Raw genomic sequence first — 17371 nt, forward strand, 5'->3', positions numbered from 1 at the left:
TATAGAAAAATGCACTTATATCATTAGGTAAATTTGAATAATCTATATCACTGATAGCTACATAAGGTTCTTTTAGTCCCATATCTCTGATTACTCTCATTATCCCTTTACCTAAACCGTCAAAATTTCCCTCACTAGCGAAATTTTCGCTTAAGGCAGCTTTGTCCGCACCCATTGATTGCGCGCCTTTTTGATCGTCCGATCCTTCGTCGATCTCTCTGACGCTAAAAGCCTTTTTTTCTTCACCCACGCCTATTTTCCTTCGTCGATTTGTTCTATTTTTGCGATCAGCTCGCTTGCTATCCGTTTTTTATCGAAAAACGAGGCTCTAATTTTAGCCTTTTTCTCATAAAATTTTACATAATTTTCATCATCCAGCGCTTTTTGCATCGCCGCTTGGGTGCTTTCTAGATCGTTCACGCCCACCAGCACGCCCCATTCGCTCTGCCCCATAAGCTCGCGCGCGCCGCTTTGATGATCGCTTGAAATCACGAGCTTGCCGCATGCAAGCGCTTCAATAAGCGCGTTTGAAAAGCCCTCAAAAAGGCTTACGAAAACAAAAGCGTAGCATCTAGCCATATATTTATACGGGTTTGCGTCAAAGCCCAACAGCTTCACGCGGCCGCTTAAGCCCAGCTCCTCTATCAGAGCCTCAAGCTTGGCTCGCAGCACGCCGTCGCCCAAGATCAGCAGGTCTTTGTCGTTATTTTTTAAATTCGCATACGCGCGGATCAAAAGCGCGTGGTTTTTGCCCGCATCGAGCCTGCCGACGCTTAAGAAAAACGGTCGCTCCTGCGCGATAGGTTCGCTAGCTTTACGGCCGATCTCATCAAGATCGATCGCGTTATACAGCACGCTCATCTTGCGCTCATCAATCCCAAAATTATCCGCCAGATCGCGCAGATTTCCAAGCGAGTTTGGAAAGATAAAATCAGCCTTCGGATAGAGCTTGCGAAGCAGAAGCTTTGAAATTTTGGATTTGAAGCTCGCATCTTTATACAGCACCGACGGCGTCGAGCATTCGTTAAAAATCATCGTTCCGCCCAATCCGTAAACTCGCGCCAGCGCCGCCACGTAACACGGGCGGTTCATCCAAACGAAGTGGATGTCGATACCTAGGCGCTCGCATAGTTTTTTGTATCGCAGCGCCAAAAACGGCAGCTTTGCAAGCTTCAGCAGCCCGTTTTCAAAAGGGGCTGATTTTTCGATGAAATGGATCTGCACGCCGCTTGGAATTTCATAAAAAATCCTCTCGTTCATCAGCACCAGATGCACCTCGTAGCGTGCCGTAAGCTCGCCTAGGAGGTTGCTTACGACGCGCTCGGCGCCGCCTCCTGCCATCGAATATATAAAAACGCTTAATTTCTTCATCCCTTTACCTTTTAAATATCGCTGCCGCGCCCTAAATTTAAGCTTTAGTTCCGCTTTTTATGCGAGCATACGCCGCACACTCCGTTTAAATTTAGCGTATTTTGCGCTGTTCTAAGCGGCTAAATTTCATCGCGCGATGCGCTTTGTAAATTTAAACGCGCTGCTACGCTTGGGCGCAAGAGCCTATCTTAGCACACCGAAGTTTAAATTTAATCCCTGCGCGCTGCTAGGGCATCGATAAGCGGCTACTATTTGCGTGCGAATCGATCTATCAAGCCCTGCCAAAGCTCGACTATGCGCTCCTGCGAAAAATCGTCTAAATTTTCATTTGCATTTTGCACGAGCCGCTTTTGCAGCGCCTCATCGCGCATCAAATTTTCGAGCTTACTCGCAAGTTCATTCGCATCGCCGCGTTTAAATAAAATGCCGCTAAAGCCGTCCTTTATGAGCTCTTTTGCGCCCGCAGTGTCGCTGCTAAGCCGTGCGCAGCCGTAAAATGCAGACTCGATCAGCACGTTCGAAAGCCCTTCATTAAGCGAGCTTAGCACAAAAATTTTGGCTTTTTTATACAGCTCGCTCACGTTCTGCTTGTGCCCTAAAAATCGCACTTCAAGCCCAAGCCGCGCCGCCAACTCGCGCAAGCTTTCGCGCAGCGAGCCGTCGCCCGCGATTAAAATTTCCCACTTCGCAAGCAGGCTTTTATCGATCCTGCTTAGCGCGTCAAAGTAAATTTCATACCCCTTTACGGGCTCGAGCCTACCGACGCTTAAGATCACGTTTCGCTTGGCGCTTTTTGCGTCGCAGATCTCGCCGAAAAAGGGGTTATGCACGACGAAGCAGTTTTTGACAAATCGCGAATAGTACTCAAAGTCCGAGCGCGTAAGCACCGTAAGCGCGTCTGCTTTTTTATAGCACAGATCGCGCACGCGGCTAAAAAGCCCGCTTCGCAGATAATCGTGCGCGTTGTGCTCGGTCGCGATGAGCGGGATGCCTAGCCCGAAGCTTGCGATCACGCACGCTACGTTCGTCCAGTCCATAAAGCTGATGATGACGCTTGGGCGCTCGCGCTTGAAACACTCGCGCAAAATTCTGTATTTATCGAACCTGCCGCCGTTTTTATAAACGTCCAGATGCAAAAATTTTATCTTTTCGCTAAATTTATACCTGCCCTCGTCGTTTTCCAAAATCGCGATCGTAACGTCGTTTGCGCGCGCAAAATGGTTCGCCAAGACCTGAAGCACGCGCTCTGCGCCGCCGTTTCTAAGAGCTGCTATGACGAATAAAATTTTCATTTTAACTTCCGATAAATTTTATAAAATAGCCGCAAAAGCGCGGGGCTAGCGTAAAATAAGACCATCATTAGCGTCTGCGTGCGGCTTGCATGCGCCGCGAAAAATCTAAAATCCAGCCGCTCGCGCACCAAAGCGTGCAGTGAGCGGATCTGATCCGCAGCTTCTGCAGCGCTTAAAGGCGAGCGGGGATCTGCGATCTTTCTTTGCGACGCAGAATTTTGTTCGGAATTTCGCATATAATTTTGCTCAGAGGAATTTTTAAATGCAGAATTTTTACTGCATGCGCAAGATAAACTATCAGCGCCATGCAAATCCGCCTCGTTTGCCAAGCTGCACGTATTAGCCTCGGAAGGAGAAGTTGCATCTCCATCCAAGCCTGCAGGATCAAAGCTCGATTTGATAATTAAAAACGCCGTATTCAGCGCGGATTCGCAGCGAGTGAAATTAGCCTCACGCGCCAAGCTCGGATAATTCGCAGCGATCGCCTCAGTATAGCGGCGCACCGCAGCGATGACCGCAAGATGCCTGCGCGCAAATGAGTTTACGGTCGAGCCCGCCCTTACGCGGTAAAAATATAAAATTTCATCCGTGCACGCCGTAATAGAAGCGTTAAAAATATCAAAAAATATCGCCACATCCTCATAGATCTGCCCCATAGGAAAGCGCAAAGCAGTGAAAATTTCGCGAGCAAACAGCGCGCGCCAAACCGCGGTGCTAAAATACGGATCCTGCGTGCAGCTGCGTCTAAAAAGCTCTTGCGGCGATATTTTGTATTCGCCTGCGTTGGCATTCGAATTTGCAGCTCCTCCTAAATCGCTAACCTCTTTAGAATTTTGATTTTCTTTAGAATTTAAAGCCGCCTTGAAATTATTTATTTCGCTCTCGTCGCTAAATGCTGCGTAGCCGCACATAGCTATTTTGGTGCAAAATTTCTGCGTTAGACGAAAAAGCGTCTCAATCAAATCAAGACTTATCAAATCGTCGCTATCTACGAAACTGATAAACTCCCCGCGAGCGACATCTAAAGCGGCGTTTCGTGCACTAGCCTGCCCGCCGTTTGGTTTATGCAGCACGCGCACACGAGGATCACGCGCAGCGTATTCGTCGCAAATCGCCTCGCTGCCATCATTTGAGCCATCATCTACGAGTAAAATTTCTAAATTCGTATAGGTCTGCGCCGTGATACGCTCCACGCAAGCGCGCAGGAATTCTTTGACATTATAAACGGGGATGATGACCGAGATTAGGGGATTTTCGCTCATTATTCCTCCCTTTTTATCGTAGCGGCTATGAAATCCAGCCAGCGTCGCCCGATCGTTTCAATTTTAAAGCTCTCCTCGCGCTTGGAGGCGTTTTGCACGAGCCGCTCGCGCAGCTTTTCGTCGCTCATTAGAATTTCAAGCTTTTTAGCGATACTTGCGCTATCGCCCACCGGGCACAAAAACCCATCTATGCCGTCGCTTATAAGCTCGCTAGGACCTGCGATGCAATCTGTAGAAATTCTAGCGGTGCCGAAAAATATACTCTCCATCAAAATATTACAAAAGCCCTCCATCTTGGAGGTTACGACTACGATTTTAGCGCGTTCATATAAGCTCTCGATATCGCGTACAAAGCCGATGAACTGCACATTTAAGCGCAGCTTCGCAGCTAGACTCTCAAGGCTCTTTCGCTCCTCTCCGTCGCCTGCGATCACCACCTTCCACTCTTTTAAAAGATTGAAATCTATAAGCGCAAGCGCCTTAAGAAGGACATCAAAGCCCTTATAGACATTGAGCCGGCCGGCTGCTAGGATGATATTTTCTTTAGGCGGGCGGGCCTCTTTAGCATGGCTGATCTCAAACATCGGATTAGGCATAATCACTCGATTTTGCACATATGTGTAATGATCCAGATCGAATTTACTAAGCACACTAAGACCTGCAGCTCGCGGATAAAAGATCCGCTTGAGCGCTCGCCAGATCGGACTTTTTAAAAAGCGATGATTGGTGTGTTCGGAGACGATGATTTTCTGCCCAACTCCAAGATTTGCGATAAGCGTAAGGACATTGGTATTATCTAAAAACGAGATTACTACGTCAAATTTACGATTTTTTAGAAGCCTGTGCAAGGCTAAAATTTTATCGTAGCGCTTTTTTATATTGCCAAATACTCCTAAATCGCCTACTCCTAAATCCAAGCTAATAAGCTCGATCTTAGGATCTAGCGCGTAAAACGGCTCGTCTGCGTCAAATTTTATCACGCAGACTTCATTCTCGCGGCAGAAAAAATTTGCCAGCACGCTTAGCACACGCTCGGCACCGCCCTTGCCTAAAGCAGAAATTACCATAGCTATTTTCATTTTATGAGCCTAAACTTATTTTTAAAAATTTCATCGAATCCTCTCTTTTACGGCGCAACGCCTCATTTACGCCATCCCAATCGATAGTCGCGTTCAAACGCGCGTCTTTGGGATCTTGCAAAGCTCTATCTTCAAGCCCGAAGGAGCCCAAAAGCGAGCTAAAGCGCGACGCACCGCGACTAGCATTGACGAGCACAAAAAACGGCTTATTAAAGATTATGGAAAATACGCAGCCGTGAAATGAGTCGGTTAGCACAAACTCCGCGTCCGTAATAGCGCTTAGCCACGCTTTTATGCCGATGCGGTTGCCGCGGTCATTTACCTCATCTATCTCTAGTCCGCTTTGCTTCTTTAGTAGCTCTATCGCCGCTTCTGAGCGAGGCGATGGATCTAGGATATAGGCAAAACCCTTGTGCTTGGGCGCATAGCTTAAAAATTTATCGTAAATCTCTTTGTTAGCCAAAAGCGTAGGATCTAGCACCCAGTGCGCATCTACGCCAAAGCATTCGCGTGCAAGCCTTACGCCGTCGCACTCGCGCACCGAAATAGCTTTAAATTTAGCCAAATTTGCAGTGTGAGCTTTTAAATCCGCGGGGTTTTTAAGTCCACAGAGTCTATCTCCGCCAAAGCTTGCAGCATAGGCGATCCGCGTGCAGTTAGGCGGCAAAAATCCAAGGCTAAAGCAATCTGCAAAATCCGCAAAATAGCTAGGGCGAAAAACCTGATCGCTTCCTAAAATCACCGTTTCAAAGCGTTCTTTCTCGCACAGCGCCTTTAAATCCGCAGGCGTGCAAACAGGCGCGGTTAAAGGGATATTTTCCGATACAAACTCGCTAGTATCGCGCTCGTAAGAGGGATTAAATTTCGCGCCGCAAAGCTCCTTTTTTAGCGTGCGCGCCACTAAAAATTTAAGATACGCAATCGATAGTTTGCTTCTTTGCAGGTGCAAGTTTATGAGACGTGGCTCATGCCCAAGCCCCACTAGCACGCGGCTTAGCGCATAAGCTTGTAAAATTCCGCCGTAATTATTTACTAGCGGCAGGGTAAAAATCCCGATCTTCATGCAAACTTCCTATAAATTTTATATGCCGCGATCTTTGGTAGCGCCAAAAGCGCTAGCACTTTATTCGCAGCGGCAATTTTTTTAAGCCTAGCAGAGATGAAATCATCACAATCAAAATGCGTAGCGCTATATCGCTGGATCTGAAGCTTCTGGCGCAAGATGTAGCGTCTAAGCGGGTTTTTCGCGCCATAGAAAATTTCGTTTTTGCACTCCACCTGGCTTTGCTGCGAGCGCTGCACCTCTGCTGCGGATATCCGCTCGCAAAAAATCGCCTCGCGTGCCTGCTTCGTAGGCTGCGAAAACAGCGCGTCGATCTGAGCTGTGCGCGTAATTACGAGCGACGTGCCGCGCCACTCGCTCATTTCGCTTTGCAGCCACGCATCCATCAGTACGACGTCGGCGCATTTAGCAAAAACGTCGGTGCAGGAGTTGCACGCAAGCGGCGTAAAAGCGCGCGAGCTCCAGTATGCAAAGGCGCTACTACTGCGATCGTCTATCGCCTCACTGCCGTCTGCAGCGCGGAATTTAAAGCCAAAGCTCATCGCACTTTTGCCCGCGATTTTATATCTGTAATTAACCGCCGCGAGCTGCTTACTCTCTTTAAACGCAAGATCTGCCAGCTTATGCGTAAAACCAGCACCCTTGCCCTGTCCGCAAACCAGCCCAATAATAAAGCTTATGCGGGATTTAAGGCGCGGATTTTTACTCGCAGCAAGCCTTAAGGCCTTAGCAAAGCACGGCAGCGCGCTGATCGCGTATCTGCCCTCGTGGCGCGACATCTCTTTTAGCACTGCTTCAAGCGTGAGCGGATAGTAAGCGGACGAGCGAGCACGAGTAAGCTCACCAGCATTTTTTATCACGCTAAATTTAAATAGCGGCACGGAATTTTCGCCCGCATAATTTCGCGTGTTTTTAGAATTCTCGCAGGTAAAATTCTGCGTTGATACGGAATTTTTACAAGAAGCTTTAGAATTCTGTGCGAAATTTTCATTTGTAAAATTCTGCATAGAATTCTGCGTAAAATTTTCGCAAAAGGAATTTTGTGCACTCGTAAAATTTATAGAATCATCGTCCGCCAAATTCTGCGTTAAATTCGGAATTGCAGAATTCTGCTCGGAATTTTTAGTTGCGGAATTTTGCAAATTCTGCGGCTGCGCTAAATTATTGCAGGCAGAAAAATCACGCTTGGAATTTGGGGCTATAAAATCCCCCTCGTCCGCAGGCACAGCACAAATCGCGTAATCAATGAGCCCGCGCGCAAAAAGCTCGCGAAAAATATAATCTCCCGCGCCGCCGCTTGCACTGCTTAAGCGCTGCGCTTCATCTTTTTTGTAGAATTTATAAGTGGCTAAAAACCTGCCAAAATCTGGGCTAAAGCTTTCCAACTCTGAGTATGATTTAGAATTTAGCTCATTTTCAAGCGTATCTTTTTCGTAAAACGGGCAGACTTTTAGACAAATATCACATTTGTCGCGGCACCCTTCGCCCTCCTCGGGCGCGTAAAATCCATTGCCTCCAAGCCGCATTTTTAGTACGCTAAAAGGGCAGCTACTCGCGCAGACGCCGCAGCCGATACAGCGGCCTTTCGTAACCACTTCGCTAATTACATTGAAGCTCAAGCCCGCCTCCTTATCTTAGCTGCAATGCCACCAGAAATCGCGCGTTCGTAGTCATTCATCGCCCAAAAATATGCGCTTAGCACAAACATAGCCGAATAAAGCCCGCCGCAAATTAACAAAAAGCTCACTCCATGCAAGCCTAGTGCGTAATTTATCACTAGGCTTGCTGCGATTGCGGGAGCAAATTTTACTACCATCGCGCCGATATTTCGCCAAAATTTAGCGATGTCAAGTCCGATTACACGAGCATAGTAGATATTCATCACGCAGATATTTAGCAAGGTGATCGCAAAAGCCGTGCCGCACGCAGCGCCCACGCCACCGTAAGCCTTAGCTAGCGGGATAGAAATAGCGATGTTTACTAGCGTGACGCAAAACGCAGCGATTGAGCGAAATTTGACTTTGTTTTTTGCCTGAAGCACGGCTAAGCCTAAATTTTGAATCAACGGCACGCTTACTGGAAGCACCAAAATAAGCGCGATTGCGTATGAAATTTCATAATTTGCGCCAGCCCATAGCACGATAAACTCCCGTCCAAAAATCACCAAAAGCGACGCGATAAAAAATATCACGTAAAATTGCAGCCTGCCTATTTTGATAAATTCCGCGCTAAGCTCGGAATCGGTGGAGTTGGCAGAGACCATTTTGGCGATTTTAGGAAGCATCACACCGCTAATGGTGAGCGAAAGCGTGACGAAAGTGGCATTTATCGTGCTTGCTACGGCATACGTGGAGACCGCCGTAGCGCCTGCTACAGCGCCTAAGATAAAATTATCGACATTCCAGTTTACTTGATCGACTACGATGCCTAAAAATATAAAAAACGAGTAGCCAAAAATTTGCTTAAGCGTGGAGGCGTCGAAATTTCGCACGCTTATCACGGGCGAGACTTTGCGCTTGCAGTAGATGAAATCTGCCGCGACGCAGATTAAATTTACCACCGTAGCGATGATTACGATCGCGATAGCCTTATAGCCCAAAAGTAGCGCAGGCACCGCAGCTAGCGGCAGAGCGATCGTGCGAAAGATCCCAACTAGTTTGATAAATACGAAATTCTCATGCGCTGTAAGGATCGACGAATAGATGCTAAAAGGAAAACTAATCGCTAAATTCGCAGTTAGCAGCATTAGCATAATGCGAATTTCGCCCATCTCGCTAGTGCTTAGCTTAGCGCCAAAAATCGCGTGCAGATTGGCTAGCAGCGCAGCTCCTGCAAGCACGACCACCGCGCTCATTACCAAATACACGCTAAAAATCGTGCCGTGCAGCTTATGCATGCGCTCCACTTCGCCACTTGAGGCGTATTTGGCGGTATAGACCGTCACAGCGTTGCCAAAGCCTAAATCCAAAATCGCCAAATAGCCGATAACGCTGCTTGATAAAGAATATAGCCCAAACTCGCTCTGCCCCAGCGCCCGCAGAAAAAACGGCGTATAAACCAAAGTAAGTATCGTAGAAACAAAGATATTCACATACGATAGCACGACGCCGAGCTTGCGCTGCGCGGCTTCGGGGGCGTTTAGAATTTTAAGCAAACAAGGCTTCCTTTTGCTCGCCGCTATTAAACGCGGCGGAGTAAAATTTTAAAATTTCAAATCGCACTTTCACGCTAGAACCTAGAGCTTCTTTTCCCAATTAAGCGCGCTTAGGATGATCTCATCTAAGCTCTCGTGCTCGGGATGCCACGAAGTTTTGGTGCGAATTTTATCCGCGTTTGAGATGAGGCAGGCAGGATCGCCGGCTCTGCGCGGAGCGATCTGCACTTTAAAATCCACGCCGCTTACTTTTTTAGCTTCATTAACGACCTCTTTTACGCTAAAGCCCGTGCCATATCCTACGTTAAAGACCGCACTATCACCGCTTTGCAGATAATCAAGTACCGCCAGATGCGCGCTTGCGAGGTCCTCTACGTGGATGTAGTCGCGTATGCAGGTACCGTCCTTGGTGTCGTAATCATCGCCAAAAATACTCATCTTATCGCGCTTACCGACAATAGTTTGGGTTGCAACCTTGATAAGATGCGTCGCGTTCGGGTAGTTTTGCCCGATCGTGCCGTCGCTTGCGGCTCCTGCGACGTTGAAGTAGCGCAAAATTCCATATTTAAAATTTGGATTTGCCGCCGCCGTATCTTTTAGCACCCACTCGACCATCAGCTTGCTTCTGCCGTACGGATTGATCGGATTTTGCGGAGTTTCCTCGCTTACTTGCGGGATGTCGGGCTCGCCGTAGGTCGCTGCCGTGGAGCTAAAGATAAAGTCTTTCACGCCGTATTTGTTCGCAAGCGCGATCAAATTCATCGCATTGGCGGTGTTGTTTAGATAGTATTTTAGCGGATTTTGCGTGCTTTCAAAAACTTCGATAAACGCCGCAAAGTGAATGATCGCGTCAAACTTCTCGCGCTTAAAAAGCTTCTCGATCGCAGGGATGTTTTCTAGGCTTTCCTGTACGAACTCAAACTCGCCTATCTTGCGAAGCGCCTCGATCGCTCGCATCGAGCCTTTGCAAAGATTATCCAGTATGACGACGTCGTGGCGGTTCGCTTCTAAAAGCGCCTTTGCGACGTGGCTGCCGATGTATCCCGCGCCGCCGGTGATTAAAATTTTCATCTATTCTCCTTCGGATCAAATTTATCAAAATACGCGATTATAGCCCCTTAGATTAAATCGCTGGTCGCACGCGCAAAAATACGGGGAAGCGCGGCTTTTTCTCGCGGGTTAGGTTTTGGTATTGATAGGTGATGATCGTGCCCACCTTAGGCGGATTTTCCCGCATTTCGTCGCTAAAGCCCGTGCCTACTTTAAATTTCGCTCCGCTACGTAGATCCACGCAGCTAAGCGAGCCCATCTTGCCCTCGTTTTTGCCGTAGCCCGGGTTGATTTTTACGACCTTGCAATCACTATCGTGCGTCTTTTTGTATTTTAAAATTTTATCGCTGCGCCCGCTCTCATAAAGCGCGTTTGGATCGCGCAGCACGACGCCCTCGCCGCCAGAGGCGATGACGCGATCAAAATACGCCTGCACGTCGGCGTGCGTGCTTACCGGAGTTTGCTGCACGATCAGTAAATTTTGCGTGCCGCTTGAGGCGATAAAATTTCTTAAAATTTCCATCTTCGCGCTTAAATTTTTTTGCTCCTTCGGTAGATCGAAGGCGTAAAATTTCACCCTGCTCCAGCGCTCATCGGGCACGCTAGAAGATACTATCGATACGAGCTGCTCAAACTCCCCGCGCGCCGTGTATAGCTCGCCGTCCACGAAAAACGGCGGAAAGCCCGCGCTCCAGCCCTCGGGGGCGTTTATGATCTTGCCGCGTCTGGAGCGCAGATTTTTGCCGTCCCAGATCGCGCGCACGCCGTCTAGCTTCTCGCTGATCACCCAGCCCGTGATATTCATGCCGGGGACGTACTCTTTAAGCAGCATCGGTTTAAATTTAGCCTCGTCCGCGACCGCGCCGCAGGCCAAAAACAGCGCGCAAAAAACCGCGCCTTTTAAAATTTTAAAAATTTCACTTCGCATATGCCGCTAGCTCCTTTTCTATAAAGTCGCAAAAAACGGGCGTATAGCTCATTTGCGCGCACTCTTTTTGCAAAAATTCGCCCATCACCGCGATGTAATTTAGATAATCATCCTTGGTGATCTTGCCGCGCAAAAGCTCGTATTTCAAAAATAGCCAGTAGGTGTTGAGCACGTCGGATCTGCAGTACTCGTCGATCTTGGTCTGCTCGCCCGCGTAATACAGCTGCAGGACCTGATCGCCGTGTACGTCGTATTTGCCCGGCAAGCCCACGCTAGCGCAGATATGATCGAGCTTGAGCCCACGAACGGCGCCAAAATCGCTGATGTGATCGAGCAGATCCAGATGAAACCGCCCGTCGTAACGGCTGCGGTAGTTCTCCCATTTGCTCTTGTTGTTATCGCGATCGTTCGTCTCAAAATACGCCGCGGCGCTTAGATCATAGCACATCGCGCGCGCCATAATCATCGGCAGATCGAACCCGCGCCCGTTGAAGCTCACTAGCCGCGGATTAAAATCCTCGATGAAGGCTAGGAATTTTGCGATCTTATCGCGCTCGTTCTCGCCCTCAAGCGTCGAGACGCGCAAAAACCTGCCGAATCCGTCCGCCATCACGGCGCTAATGCTAACGACGCGATGGAAGCAGACGGGCAGGAATTCGCTGCCGGTTTTTTCTTTGAAAATCTCCATCGCCCTAAGCGAGAGCAATTTGTGGTTTAAAATTTTGCTTTTATCCGCGTTAAAGATCAATTGCTCGCCGTAAATTTTAAAATTTAGCGCGTTTAACGCGGGATCTTGCGCAGAATTTGAAGCGAGATTTTCGCTCTTTAAGCTTTGGGATGCGGAGCTTTGAGGCGTAGAGCTTTCCGCCGCGAAATTCTGAGGCACAGGGCTTCGGAGCGCGGAATTTTCTACCGCGACGCTCTGTGCCGCGGAGCTTTGAGGCGCGATATCGTCGTAGGTTAAATTTAACGACGCGGAATTTTTAGACGCCGTATTTTGCGATGCGAAATTTTGCTCTGTGGAATTCGATGCAGAATTTTGCTCGGAATTTCGTGCTTTGGAATTTTCCTTCAAATTCTGCACTATAAAATTTTGTTCAGCGAGATTTTCAGCGGAATTTTCACTCGCAAAGTTTTGAAGCGCAGCATCTTGTTGCGTAAAATTTTGAGGCGCGGAATTTTGCTCGGAATTTTCTATTTTAAAATTCTGCTCCGCCGAATTTACAGCAAAATTTAAAGGCGCACTTTGCTTCTCGCCGCCGATCTTTTGCGAGAGCTGCGCGTCAAGAAGCTTTGCGAAGCTTTTTTTATCGAAAGGCTCAAAGCAGTCCGCGATCGCGTCCTCATCCAGCACCCGCACCAGCGCCGCTACGTCTGGGATCGTCTCGCAGTCAAATACGCAGATATAATCCTTTTTCATTAAGCTCCTTCCTAACGGCTTTTACCGCTTTTTTCAAAAACGGCTCTGAAATAATCCTCTATCTTCATGCCGTTTTTAGGTACGCGCCTAATAGAACTCCTCGCTCATCCGAGGTTTTCATCGCCGCTTCCAACCTTAAAATTTTACGCTGCCGCATTTTCGCAACAAAAAGGGGCGTATGCGAAGGCGCGGCAAATTTCACTACCGCTCGCCGCGACGCAATTACCGTGCGCAAAAGCGCGCCGGTCGTTAAATTTATCTTTCGATCAAGCGCTTGATACCCGGCAAAAGCTCGCCGGACGCCTCGCAAATCCTACTTCGCAGCACGCTAAAACCGCCGCAGTAATCGCCCAGAAGCTGCAAAATATCGTCTCTGATAGCTTGCGAGCGCTCGGTAAGAAGCAGCTCCTGCAAAAGGGCGAAAATTTCGCTCTCATGCGCCAGCGTGCAGCCGTAATAGGGATCAAGGTAATAATCTAAACACAACAGAAGCGAGGCCTTTTCGGCCTCGTCATCACCTCGCAAAACGGCGGCGATACCCTCTACGCCGCTTTCTGCTATAGTTTTGTGCCTAGCCTCGTAATACACCGTGCATGTCAAATTTTCCCTTTTGCACGCCGCTTATTCGGCCTTGGCCGTATCCCACGCAAGGATCGTCTTACCCTCGGCGTCGGTAGCCACGTCGCCCATACCCATGATGTTGTAGCCGCAGTCGACGTAGTGAACTTCGCCTGTCACGCCGCTAGCAAGGTCGCTAAGTAGATACATCGCGCTTTTGCCTACGTCTTGAGTCGTGACGTTGCGTTTTAGCGGCGCGTTGATCTCGTTGTAGCGTAAAATCATCCTAAAGTCGCCGATTCCGCTTGCAGCAAGCGTTTTGATCGGGCCCGCGCTGATAGCGTTTACGCGGATATTCCTAGCGCCAAGGTCGTGTGCTAGGTAGCGCACTGAGCTTTCAAGAGCCGCTTTTGCGACACCCATAACATTGTAGTGAGGCACGAATTTCGGTCCGCCAAGATAAGTTAGCGTGAGCACCGAGCCGCCCTCTTTTAGCACCGGCAGCACCGCACGCGTGAGGCTTAGTAGCGAATACACGCTTGTGCACATCGCGATGTCAAAGGCTTCTTTGCTCGTGTTTACAAACTCGCCCTCAAGAGCTTCTTTTGGCGCATAGGCCACGGCATGCACGACAAAATCTATCTCGCCAAGATCCGCTTTAATACGATCCGCAAGACCGTCCAAGTGGGCAGGGTTGTTTACATCAAGCTCATAGACAAATTTGCTCCCAAACTCCTCTGCGATCGGCTCTACGCGTTTTTTCAGCGCGTCGTTTAGGTAGGTAAACGCCATCTGCGCACCCTGTGCGTGGCAAGCTTCGGCGATGCCGTAAGCGATAGATTTGGCGTTAGCGACGCCGACGATGAGGCCCTTTTTTCCTTTTAAAATCATTATTTCTCCTTTAAAATTTACTTGGCTTTTAAGCGTCTTTGAATGAGTTTTGATTTTGCTCCCTGCGACAGGCTACACGCCTAGTCTTGGTCGCAAAATCTGCAACAACATTCAAATCCATCTTAAAATCCTGCGCAATTTGACTTAAAATTCTACAAATTAAAATTCGCAAAATCTCGCGAAATGTCAAATTTTAAACGCAATTCGATAGCGACAGTATCGCGAAGCTAGACTAGGCGACTTAAAATTTTGCGACGGGAGTTACCCTATTAGCTAATGACCGAGCAAAATTTTAAGGCAACGAAGTATAGCGATGCGAGACAACGCGTATAAGTTCCAAAAATTTCGAGGCGTCCCAGCTTGCTGTGCCCACTAACACCCCGTCGCAACCTCTTATCGCGCAAATTTTTGCGATATTTTCAGCATTTACGCTGCCTCCGTAAAGTAGAGGTGCTGAGCTTTTGGTGCCTAAAAACTTCAGCATTCTTTCGATCTGCTCGCACTGCGCGCTTCTGCCCGTGCCGATCGCCCAGACAGGCTCGTAGGCTAGTACTAAATTTCGGTATTTCAGATCGATACCCTCAAGCTGCGCCGCTACGAAATCCTCGCTGCGATCTTGCGCGAATGCCGCCTCGTCCTCGCCGACGCAAAAGACGATGCGCCAGCCCTGCGCTGCGGCAAAACCGAATTTTTCTTTTATCAGCTCCGCGCTCTCGCCCAAAATGGCGCGCCGCTCACTATGCCCAATAAGAACTGTTTTGATGTCGAATTCCGCTAGCATATCGCCGCCGATCTCGCCCGTAAAGCTGCCGTGCGCGGCAGGATAGAAATTCTGCGCGCCTTGGGTGAAATTTTTTACCTTCGCGCAAAATGCGCTAGCAGGAGGAAAAACCAAAATTTCATCTTCGCGCGAAATTCCGCCCGCTAAGCCTTCCTCTAAAGCTTTAGCGTACCGCTCAAAGCTAGCGCGAGTATGGTTGCATTTAAGATTCGCCGCCAGTATCATCGCAGCTCCGTTTTAGCAGTAAGCACTCGCACGCCCGGCAGCTCCTTGCCTTCGATGAGTTCTAAGCTCGCGCCGCCTCCGGTAGAAATAAAAGTCATATCGTCGGCGTTGCCCGCGCGTTCGACGACATCTGCAGTATCGCCGCCGCCCACTACGGTTGTGGCGTCGCTATCTGCGATCGCGTGCGATATATGTAGGCTGCCGCGAGCGAATTTATCGATCTCAAAAACTCCCATCGGTCCGTTCCACCAGATCGTTTGTGCATCGTCTAGGGCTTCTTTAAAAAGCGCTACGGTCGCAGGCCCGATATCTAGCCCCATCCAATCGCTTGGAATTTCTTGAACGGTAACCTTTTTTGTAACGGCATCTTGCGAGCATTGCGGAGCTGCGACGGCATCGACGGGGATATAAATTTTAACCCCAAGCTCGCGAGCATTGCGGAGAATATTTTTTGCTTCCTCGATTAGATCCTCTTCGAGCAAAGATTTGCCGATGTCATATCCGACGGCTTTTAAAAATGTAAACGCCATGCCACCTCCGATGATGAGCTTATCGACTTTAGGAAGTAAATTTTTAAGCGCCTGAAGCTTGCCGCTTACTTTGCTGCCACCCGTTACGGCTACGAAAGGACGCGCAGGATCTTTAATAAGGTCTTTAGCAAATTTTATCTCTTTTAGCAGCAAAAATCCCGCCGCTTTGTGTGCCTCATCGTAGAATTTCGTAATCGCCTCTACCGAAGCATGCGCGCGGTGGCATACGCCAAAAGCGTCGTTGATATAAAATTCCGCGTAGCTTGCGAGCCTCTTAGCTAATGCTTCGTCATTTTTGCTCTCGCCCTTTTCGAAGCGCAGATTATCCAGCAGAAGCACTTCGCCCTTTTTAAGCGAATTTACCGCAGCTCCAGCTTCCTCGCCCGCGACATCAGAGACAAATTTTATCTCGCGTTCCAAAAGCCTAGATAGCCTCTTTACCACAGGCTTTAGGCTAAGTCTTTCTTCGTATCCGTTTTTCGGGCGTCCTAAGTGGCTGGCTAAAATTACCGCGCAGCCCTCGTCTAAGCAATATTTAATCGTAGGAATAGACGAACGGATGCGGCGATCGTCCGTAATATTGCAAAACTCATCCATCGGCACATTAAAATCACACCTGATAAAAACGCGCGCGCCGTCTTTAAATTTCAAATCTTTAATCGAAAGAATTTCGCCCATCTTATTTCCTTCTTTTTGCCGCATATAAGGCTAAATCGATGAGGCGCTCGCTATATCCCCACTCGTTGTCATACCAGCTCATCACTTTTATAAGATTACCGTCAATTACCTGCGTGCAGTCGCTAGCTACGATGCTGGAGTATTCTGAAGTACAAAAATCGCTGCTGACACGGCTATCGTCGTCTACGAGCAAAATTCCTTTCATCTCTTTAGAGGCATAGCGGCGGAAAATTTCATTTAGCTCCTCAGCACTCGTCTGCTTGCGCGTTAGCACCGTTAGATCAACCATCGAAACGTTAGCCACCGGCACGCGCACCGATTGTCCGTGCATCTTACCGCTTAGCTGTGGAAGTACCTTACTAATCGCTTTTGCCGCACCCGTCGTGGTCGGAGCGATATTAAGAGCTGCGGCGCGTGAACGGCGAAAGTCCTTGGCTTTTACATCGACTAGGCTCTGTCCGTGCGTATAGGCATGAATCGTCGTCATAAGACCCTTTTCGATACCAAGCTCATCGTCTAGAATTTTTGCAATCGGAGCCAGGCCGTTAGTGGTGCAGCTAGCGTTTGAGATGATGCGCTGTCCTGCATAAGCGCCCTCATTAACGCCGATTACGAAAGTAGGCGTATCATCCTTGGCAGGCGCGCTCATTACGACTACGCCGATACCGTTATCTATGAACGGCTTGCATTTTTCGCTCGTTAAAAACGCACCAGTACATTCAAGCACAGCTTCTGCACCATCGCCTGCAAAATCAAGCTCCGCAGGCTCTCTGGTGGAATAGACGCGGATCTTTTTGCCGTCTACGGCTATGCATTCGTCGCTTAGAATTTCTACTTTTTTACGAAATTCGCCGTGAACGGTGTCGTATTGAAGCAGGTATCTCGTAAGCTCGCGCTTAGCGGTATCGTTGATCGCCACAAGCTCCACATCGTCCCTGCTTAGCGCAATTCTAGCCGCGCACCTACCGATCCTTCCAAAGCCGTTAATTGCGATTTTTACTGCCATAAGGTTCTCCTTATTTGGGATGTTTTCAGCTGGAATTTTACTAAATTTGGGTTAATCTTTGATTAAATAAAAAGTCGCGAAAT

General features: G+C 48.6%; 15 protein-coding genes and 1 pseudogene. All 16 read right to left on the reverse strand.

Annotation, left to right across the window (positions count from 1 at the left end):
• A pseudogene (locus tag Q0600_RS02590) lies at positions 1 to 250 on the reverse strand (hypothetical protein); the annotation flags it as partial.
• A 2-nt stretch (positions 251 to 252) separates the two neighbouring features.
• Complete coding sequence (locus Q0600_RS02595; protein WP_298756565.1) at positions 253 to 1371, reverse strand: glycosyltransferase; 1119 nt, start codon at positions 1369 to 1371, stop codon at positions 253 to 255.
• A gap of 248 nt (positions 1372 to 1619) precedes the next feature.
• Positions 1620 to 2663 carry a glycosyltransferase gene (locus tag Q0600_RS02600; RefSeq protein WP_298756568.1) on the reverse strand — a complete coding sequence of 348 codons (1044 nt, stop codon included), beginning with the start codon at positions 2661 to 2663 and terminating at the stop codon, positions 1620 to 1622.
• Positions 2660 to 3925, reverse strand: a complete 1266-nt coding sequence (locus tag Q0600_RS02605) for a glycosyltransferase (RefSeq protein ID WP_298756570.1) — start codon at positions 3923 to 3925, stop codon at positions 2660 to 2662. Before Q0600_RS02605 ends, Q0600_RS02600 begins: the two co-directional genes overlap by 4 nt.
• Complete coding sequence (locus tag Q0600_RS02610) at positions 3925 to 5004, reverse strand: glycosyltransferase family 4 protein (protein ID WP_298756573.1); 1080 nt, start codon at positions 5002 to 5004, stop codon at positions 3925 to 3927. Before Q0600_RS02610 ends, Q0600_RS02605 begins: the two co-directional genes overlap by 1 nt.
• A gap of 1 nt (position 5005) precedes the next feature.
• Positions 5006 to 6067, reverse strand: coding sequence for a polysaccharide pyruvyl transferase family protein (locus tag Q0600_RS02615; protein WP_298756578.1), 1062 nt, complete (start codon positions 6065 to 6067; stop codon positions 5006 to 5008).
• Positions 6064 to 7686 carry a Coenzyme F420 hydrogenase/dehydrogenase, beta subunit C-terminal domain gene (locus tag Q0600_RS02620; protein WP_298756581.1) on the reverse strand — a complete coding sequence of 541 codons (1623 nt, stop codon included), beginning with the start codon at positions 7684 to 7686 and terminating at the stop codon, positions 6064 to 6066. Before Q0600_RS02620 ends, Q0600_RS02615 begins: the two co-directional genes overlap by 4 nt.
• A complete protein-coding gene (locus Q0600_RS02625; protein WP_298756584.1) occupies positions 7683 to 9221 on the reverse strand; it encodes an oligosaccharide flippase family protein in 1539 nt (512 codons plus the stop codon). The genes Q0600_RS02620 and Q0600_RS02625 overlap by 4 nt, the downstream gene beginning before the upstream one ends.
• Before the next feature lie 81 nt (positions 9222 to 9302).
• Positions 9303 to 10292, reverse strand: a complete 990-nt coding sequence (galE, locus tag Q0600_RS02630; RefSeq protein WP_298756587.1) for a UDP-glucose 4-epimerase GalE — start codon at positions 10290 to 10292, stop codon at positions 9303 to 9305.
• Positions 10293 to 10344: 52 nt separating this feature from the next.
• Complete coding sequence (locus Q0600_RS02635) at positions 10345 to 11199, reverse strand: DNA ligase (RefSeq protein WP_298756590.1); 855 nt, start codon at positions 11197 to 11199, stop codon at positions 10345 to 10347.
• Positions 11189 to 12619 (reverse strand): 3'-5' exonuclease, encoded by a 1431-nt coding sequence (locus Q0600_RS02640; protein ID WP_298756593.1) that lies wholly within the window; start codon positions 12617 to 12619, stop codon positions 11189 to 11191. Before Q0600_RS02640 ends, Q0600_RS02635 begins: the two co-directional genes overlap by 11 nt.
• A gap of 255 nt (positions 12620 to 12874) precedes the next feature.
• A complete protein-coding gene (locus Q0600_RS02645; protein WP_297917747.1) occupies positions 12875 to 13219 on the reverse strand; it encodes a hypothetical protein in 345 nt (114 codons plus the stop codon).
• Positions 13220 to 13240: 21 nt separating this feature from the next.
• Positions 13241 to 14068: an enoyl-ACP reductase FabI gene (fabI, locus tag Q0600_RS02650; RefSeq protein ID WP_298756596.1), complete on the reverse strand. Its 828-nt coding sequence runs from the start codon at positions 14066 to 14068 to the stop codon at positions 13241 to 13243.
• A 292-nt stretch (positions 14069 to 14360) separates the two neighbouring features.
• Positions 14361 to 15074: a triose-phosphate isomerase gene (locus Q0600_RS02655; protein ID WP_298756599.1), complete on the reverse strand. Its 714-nt coding sequence runs from the start codon at positions 15072 to 15074 to the stop codon at positions 14361 to 14363.
• Positions 15071 to 16282: a phosphoglycerate kinase gene (locus Q0600_RS02660; protein ID WP_177386771.1), complete on the reverse strand. Its 1212-nt coding sequence runs from the start codon at positions 16280 to 16282 to the stop codon at positions 15071 to 15073. The genes Q0600_RS02655 and Q0600_RS02660 overlap by 4 nt, the downstream gene beginning before the upstream one ends.
• A gap of 1 nt (position 16283) precedes the next feature.
• Positions 16284 to 17288: a type I glyceraldehyde-3-phosphate dehydrogenase gene (gene gap / locus Q0600_RS02665; protein WP_298756601.1), complete on the reverse strand. Its 1005-nt coding sequence runs from the start codon at positions 17286 to 17288 to the stop codon at positions 16284 to 16286.
• Between the last annotated feature and the right edge of the window lie 83 nt (positions 17289 to 17371).

The organism is uncultured Campylobacter sp. (assembly GCF_938041645.1).
In the GTDB taxonomy this organism is placed as follows: Bacteria; Campylobacterota; Campylobacteria; order Campylobacterales; family Campylobacteraceae; genus Campylobacter_B.

What these genes read in the sequence shown, in the direction of transcription:
- Q0600_RS02595 (WP_298756565.1), bottom strand. Translation starts at nt 1,371, where the DNA reads ATGAAGAAATTAAGCGTTTTTATATATTCGATGGCAGGAGGCGGCGCC.
- Q0600_RS02600 (WP_298756568.1), bottom strand. Translation starts at nt 2,663, where the DNA reads ATGAAAATTTTATTCGTCATAGCAGCTCTTAGAAACGGCGGCGCAGAG.
- Q0600_RS02605 (WP_298756570.1), bottom strand. Translation starts at nt 3,925, where the DNA reads ATGAGCGAAAATCCCCTAATCTCGGTCATCATCCCCGTTTATAATGTC.
- Q0600_RS02610 (WP_298756573.1), bottom strand. Translation starts at nt 5,004, where the DNA reads ATGAAAATAGCTATGGTAATTTCTGCTTTAGGCAAGGGCGGTGCCGAG.
- Q0600_RS02615 (WP_298756578.1), bottom strand. Translation starts at nt 6,067, where the DNA reads ATGAAGATCGGGATTTTTACCCTGCCGCTAGTAAATAATTACGGCGGA.
- galE (WP_298756587.1), bottom strand. Translation starts at nt 10,292, where the DNA reads ATGAAAATTTTAATCACCGGCGGCGCGGGATACATCGGCAGCCACGTC.
- Q0600_RS02635 (WP_298756590.1), bottom strand. Translation starts at nt 11,199, where the DNA reads ATGCGAAGTGAAATTTTTAAAATTTTAAAAGGCGCGGTTTTTTGCGCG.
- Q0600_RS02640 (WP_298756593.1), bottom strand. Translation starts at nt 12,619, where the DNA reads ATGAAAAAGGATTATATCTGCGTATTTGACTGCGAGACGATCCCAGAC.
- fabI (WP_298756596.1), bottom strand. Translation starts at nt 14,068, where the DNA reads ATGATTTTAAAAGGAAAAAAGGGCCTCATCGTCGGCGTCGCTAACGCC.
- Q0600_RS02655 (WP_298756599.1), bottom strand. Translation starts at nt 15,074, where the DNA reads ATGATACTGGCGGCGAATCTTAAATGCAACCATACTCGCGCTAGCTTT.
- Q0600_RS02660 (WP_177386771.1), bottom strand. Translation starts at nt 16,282, where the DNA reads ATGGGCGAAATTCTTTCGATTAAAGATTTGAAATTTAAAGACGGCGCG.
- gap (WP_298756601.1), bottom strand. Translation starts at nt 17,288, where the DNA reads ATGGCAGTAAAAATCGCAATTAACGGCTTTGGAAGGATCGGTAGGTGC.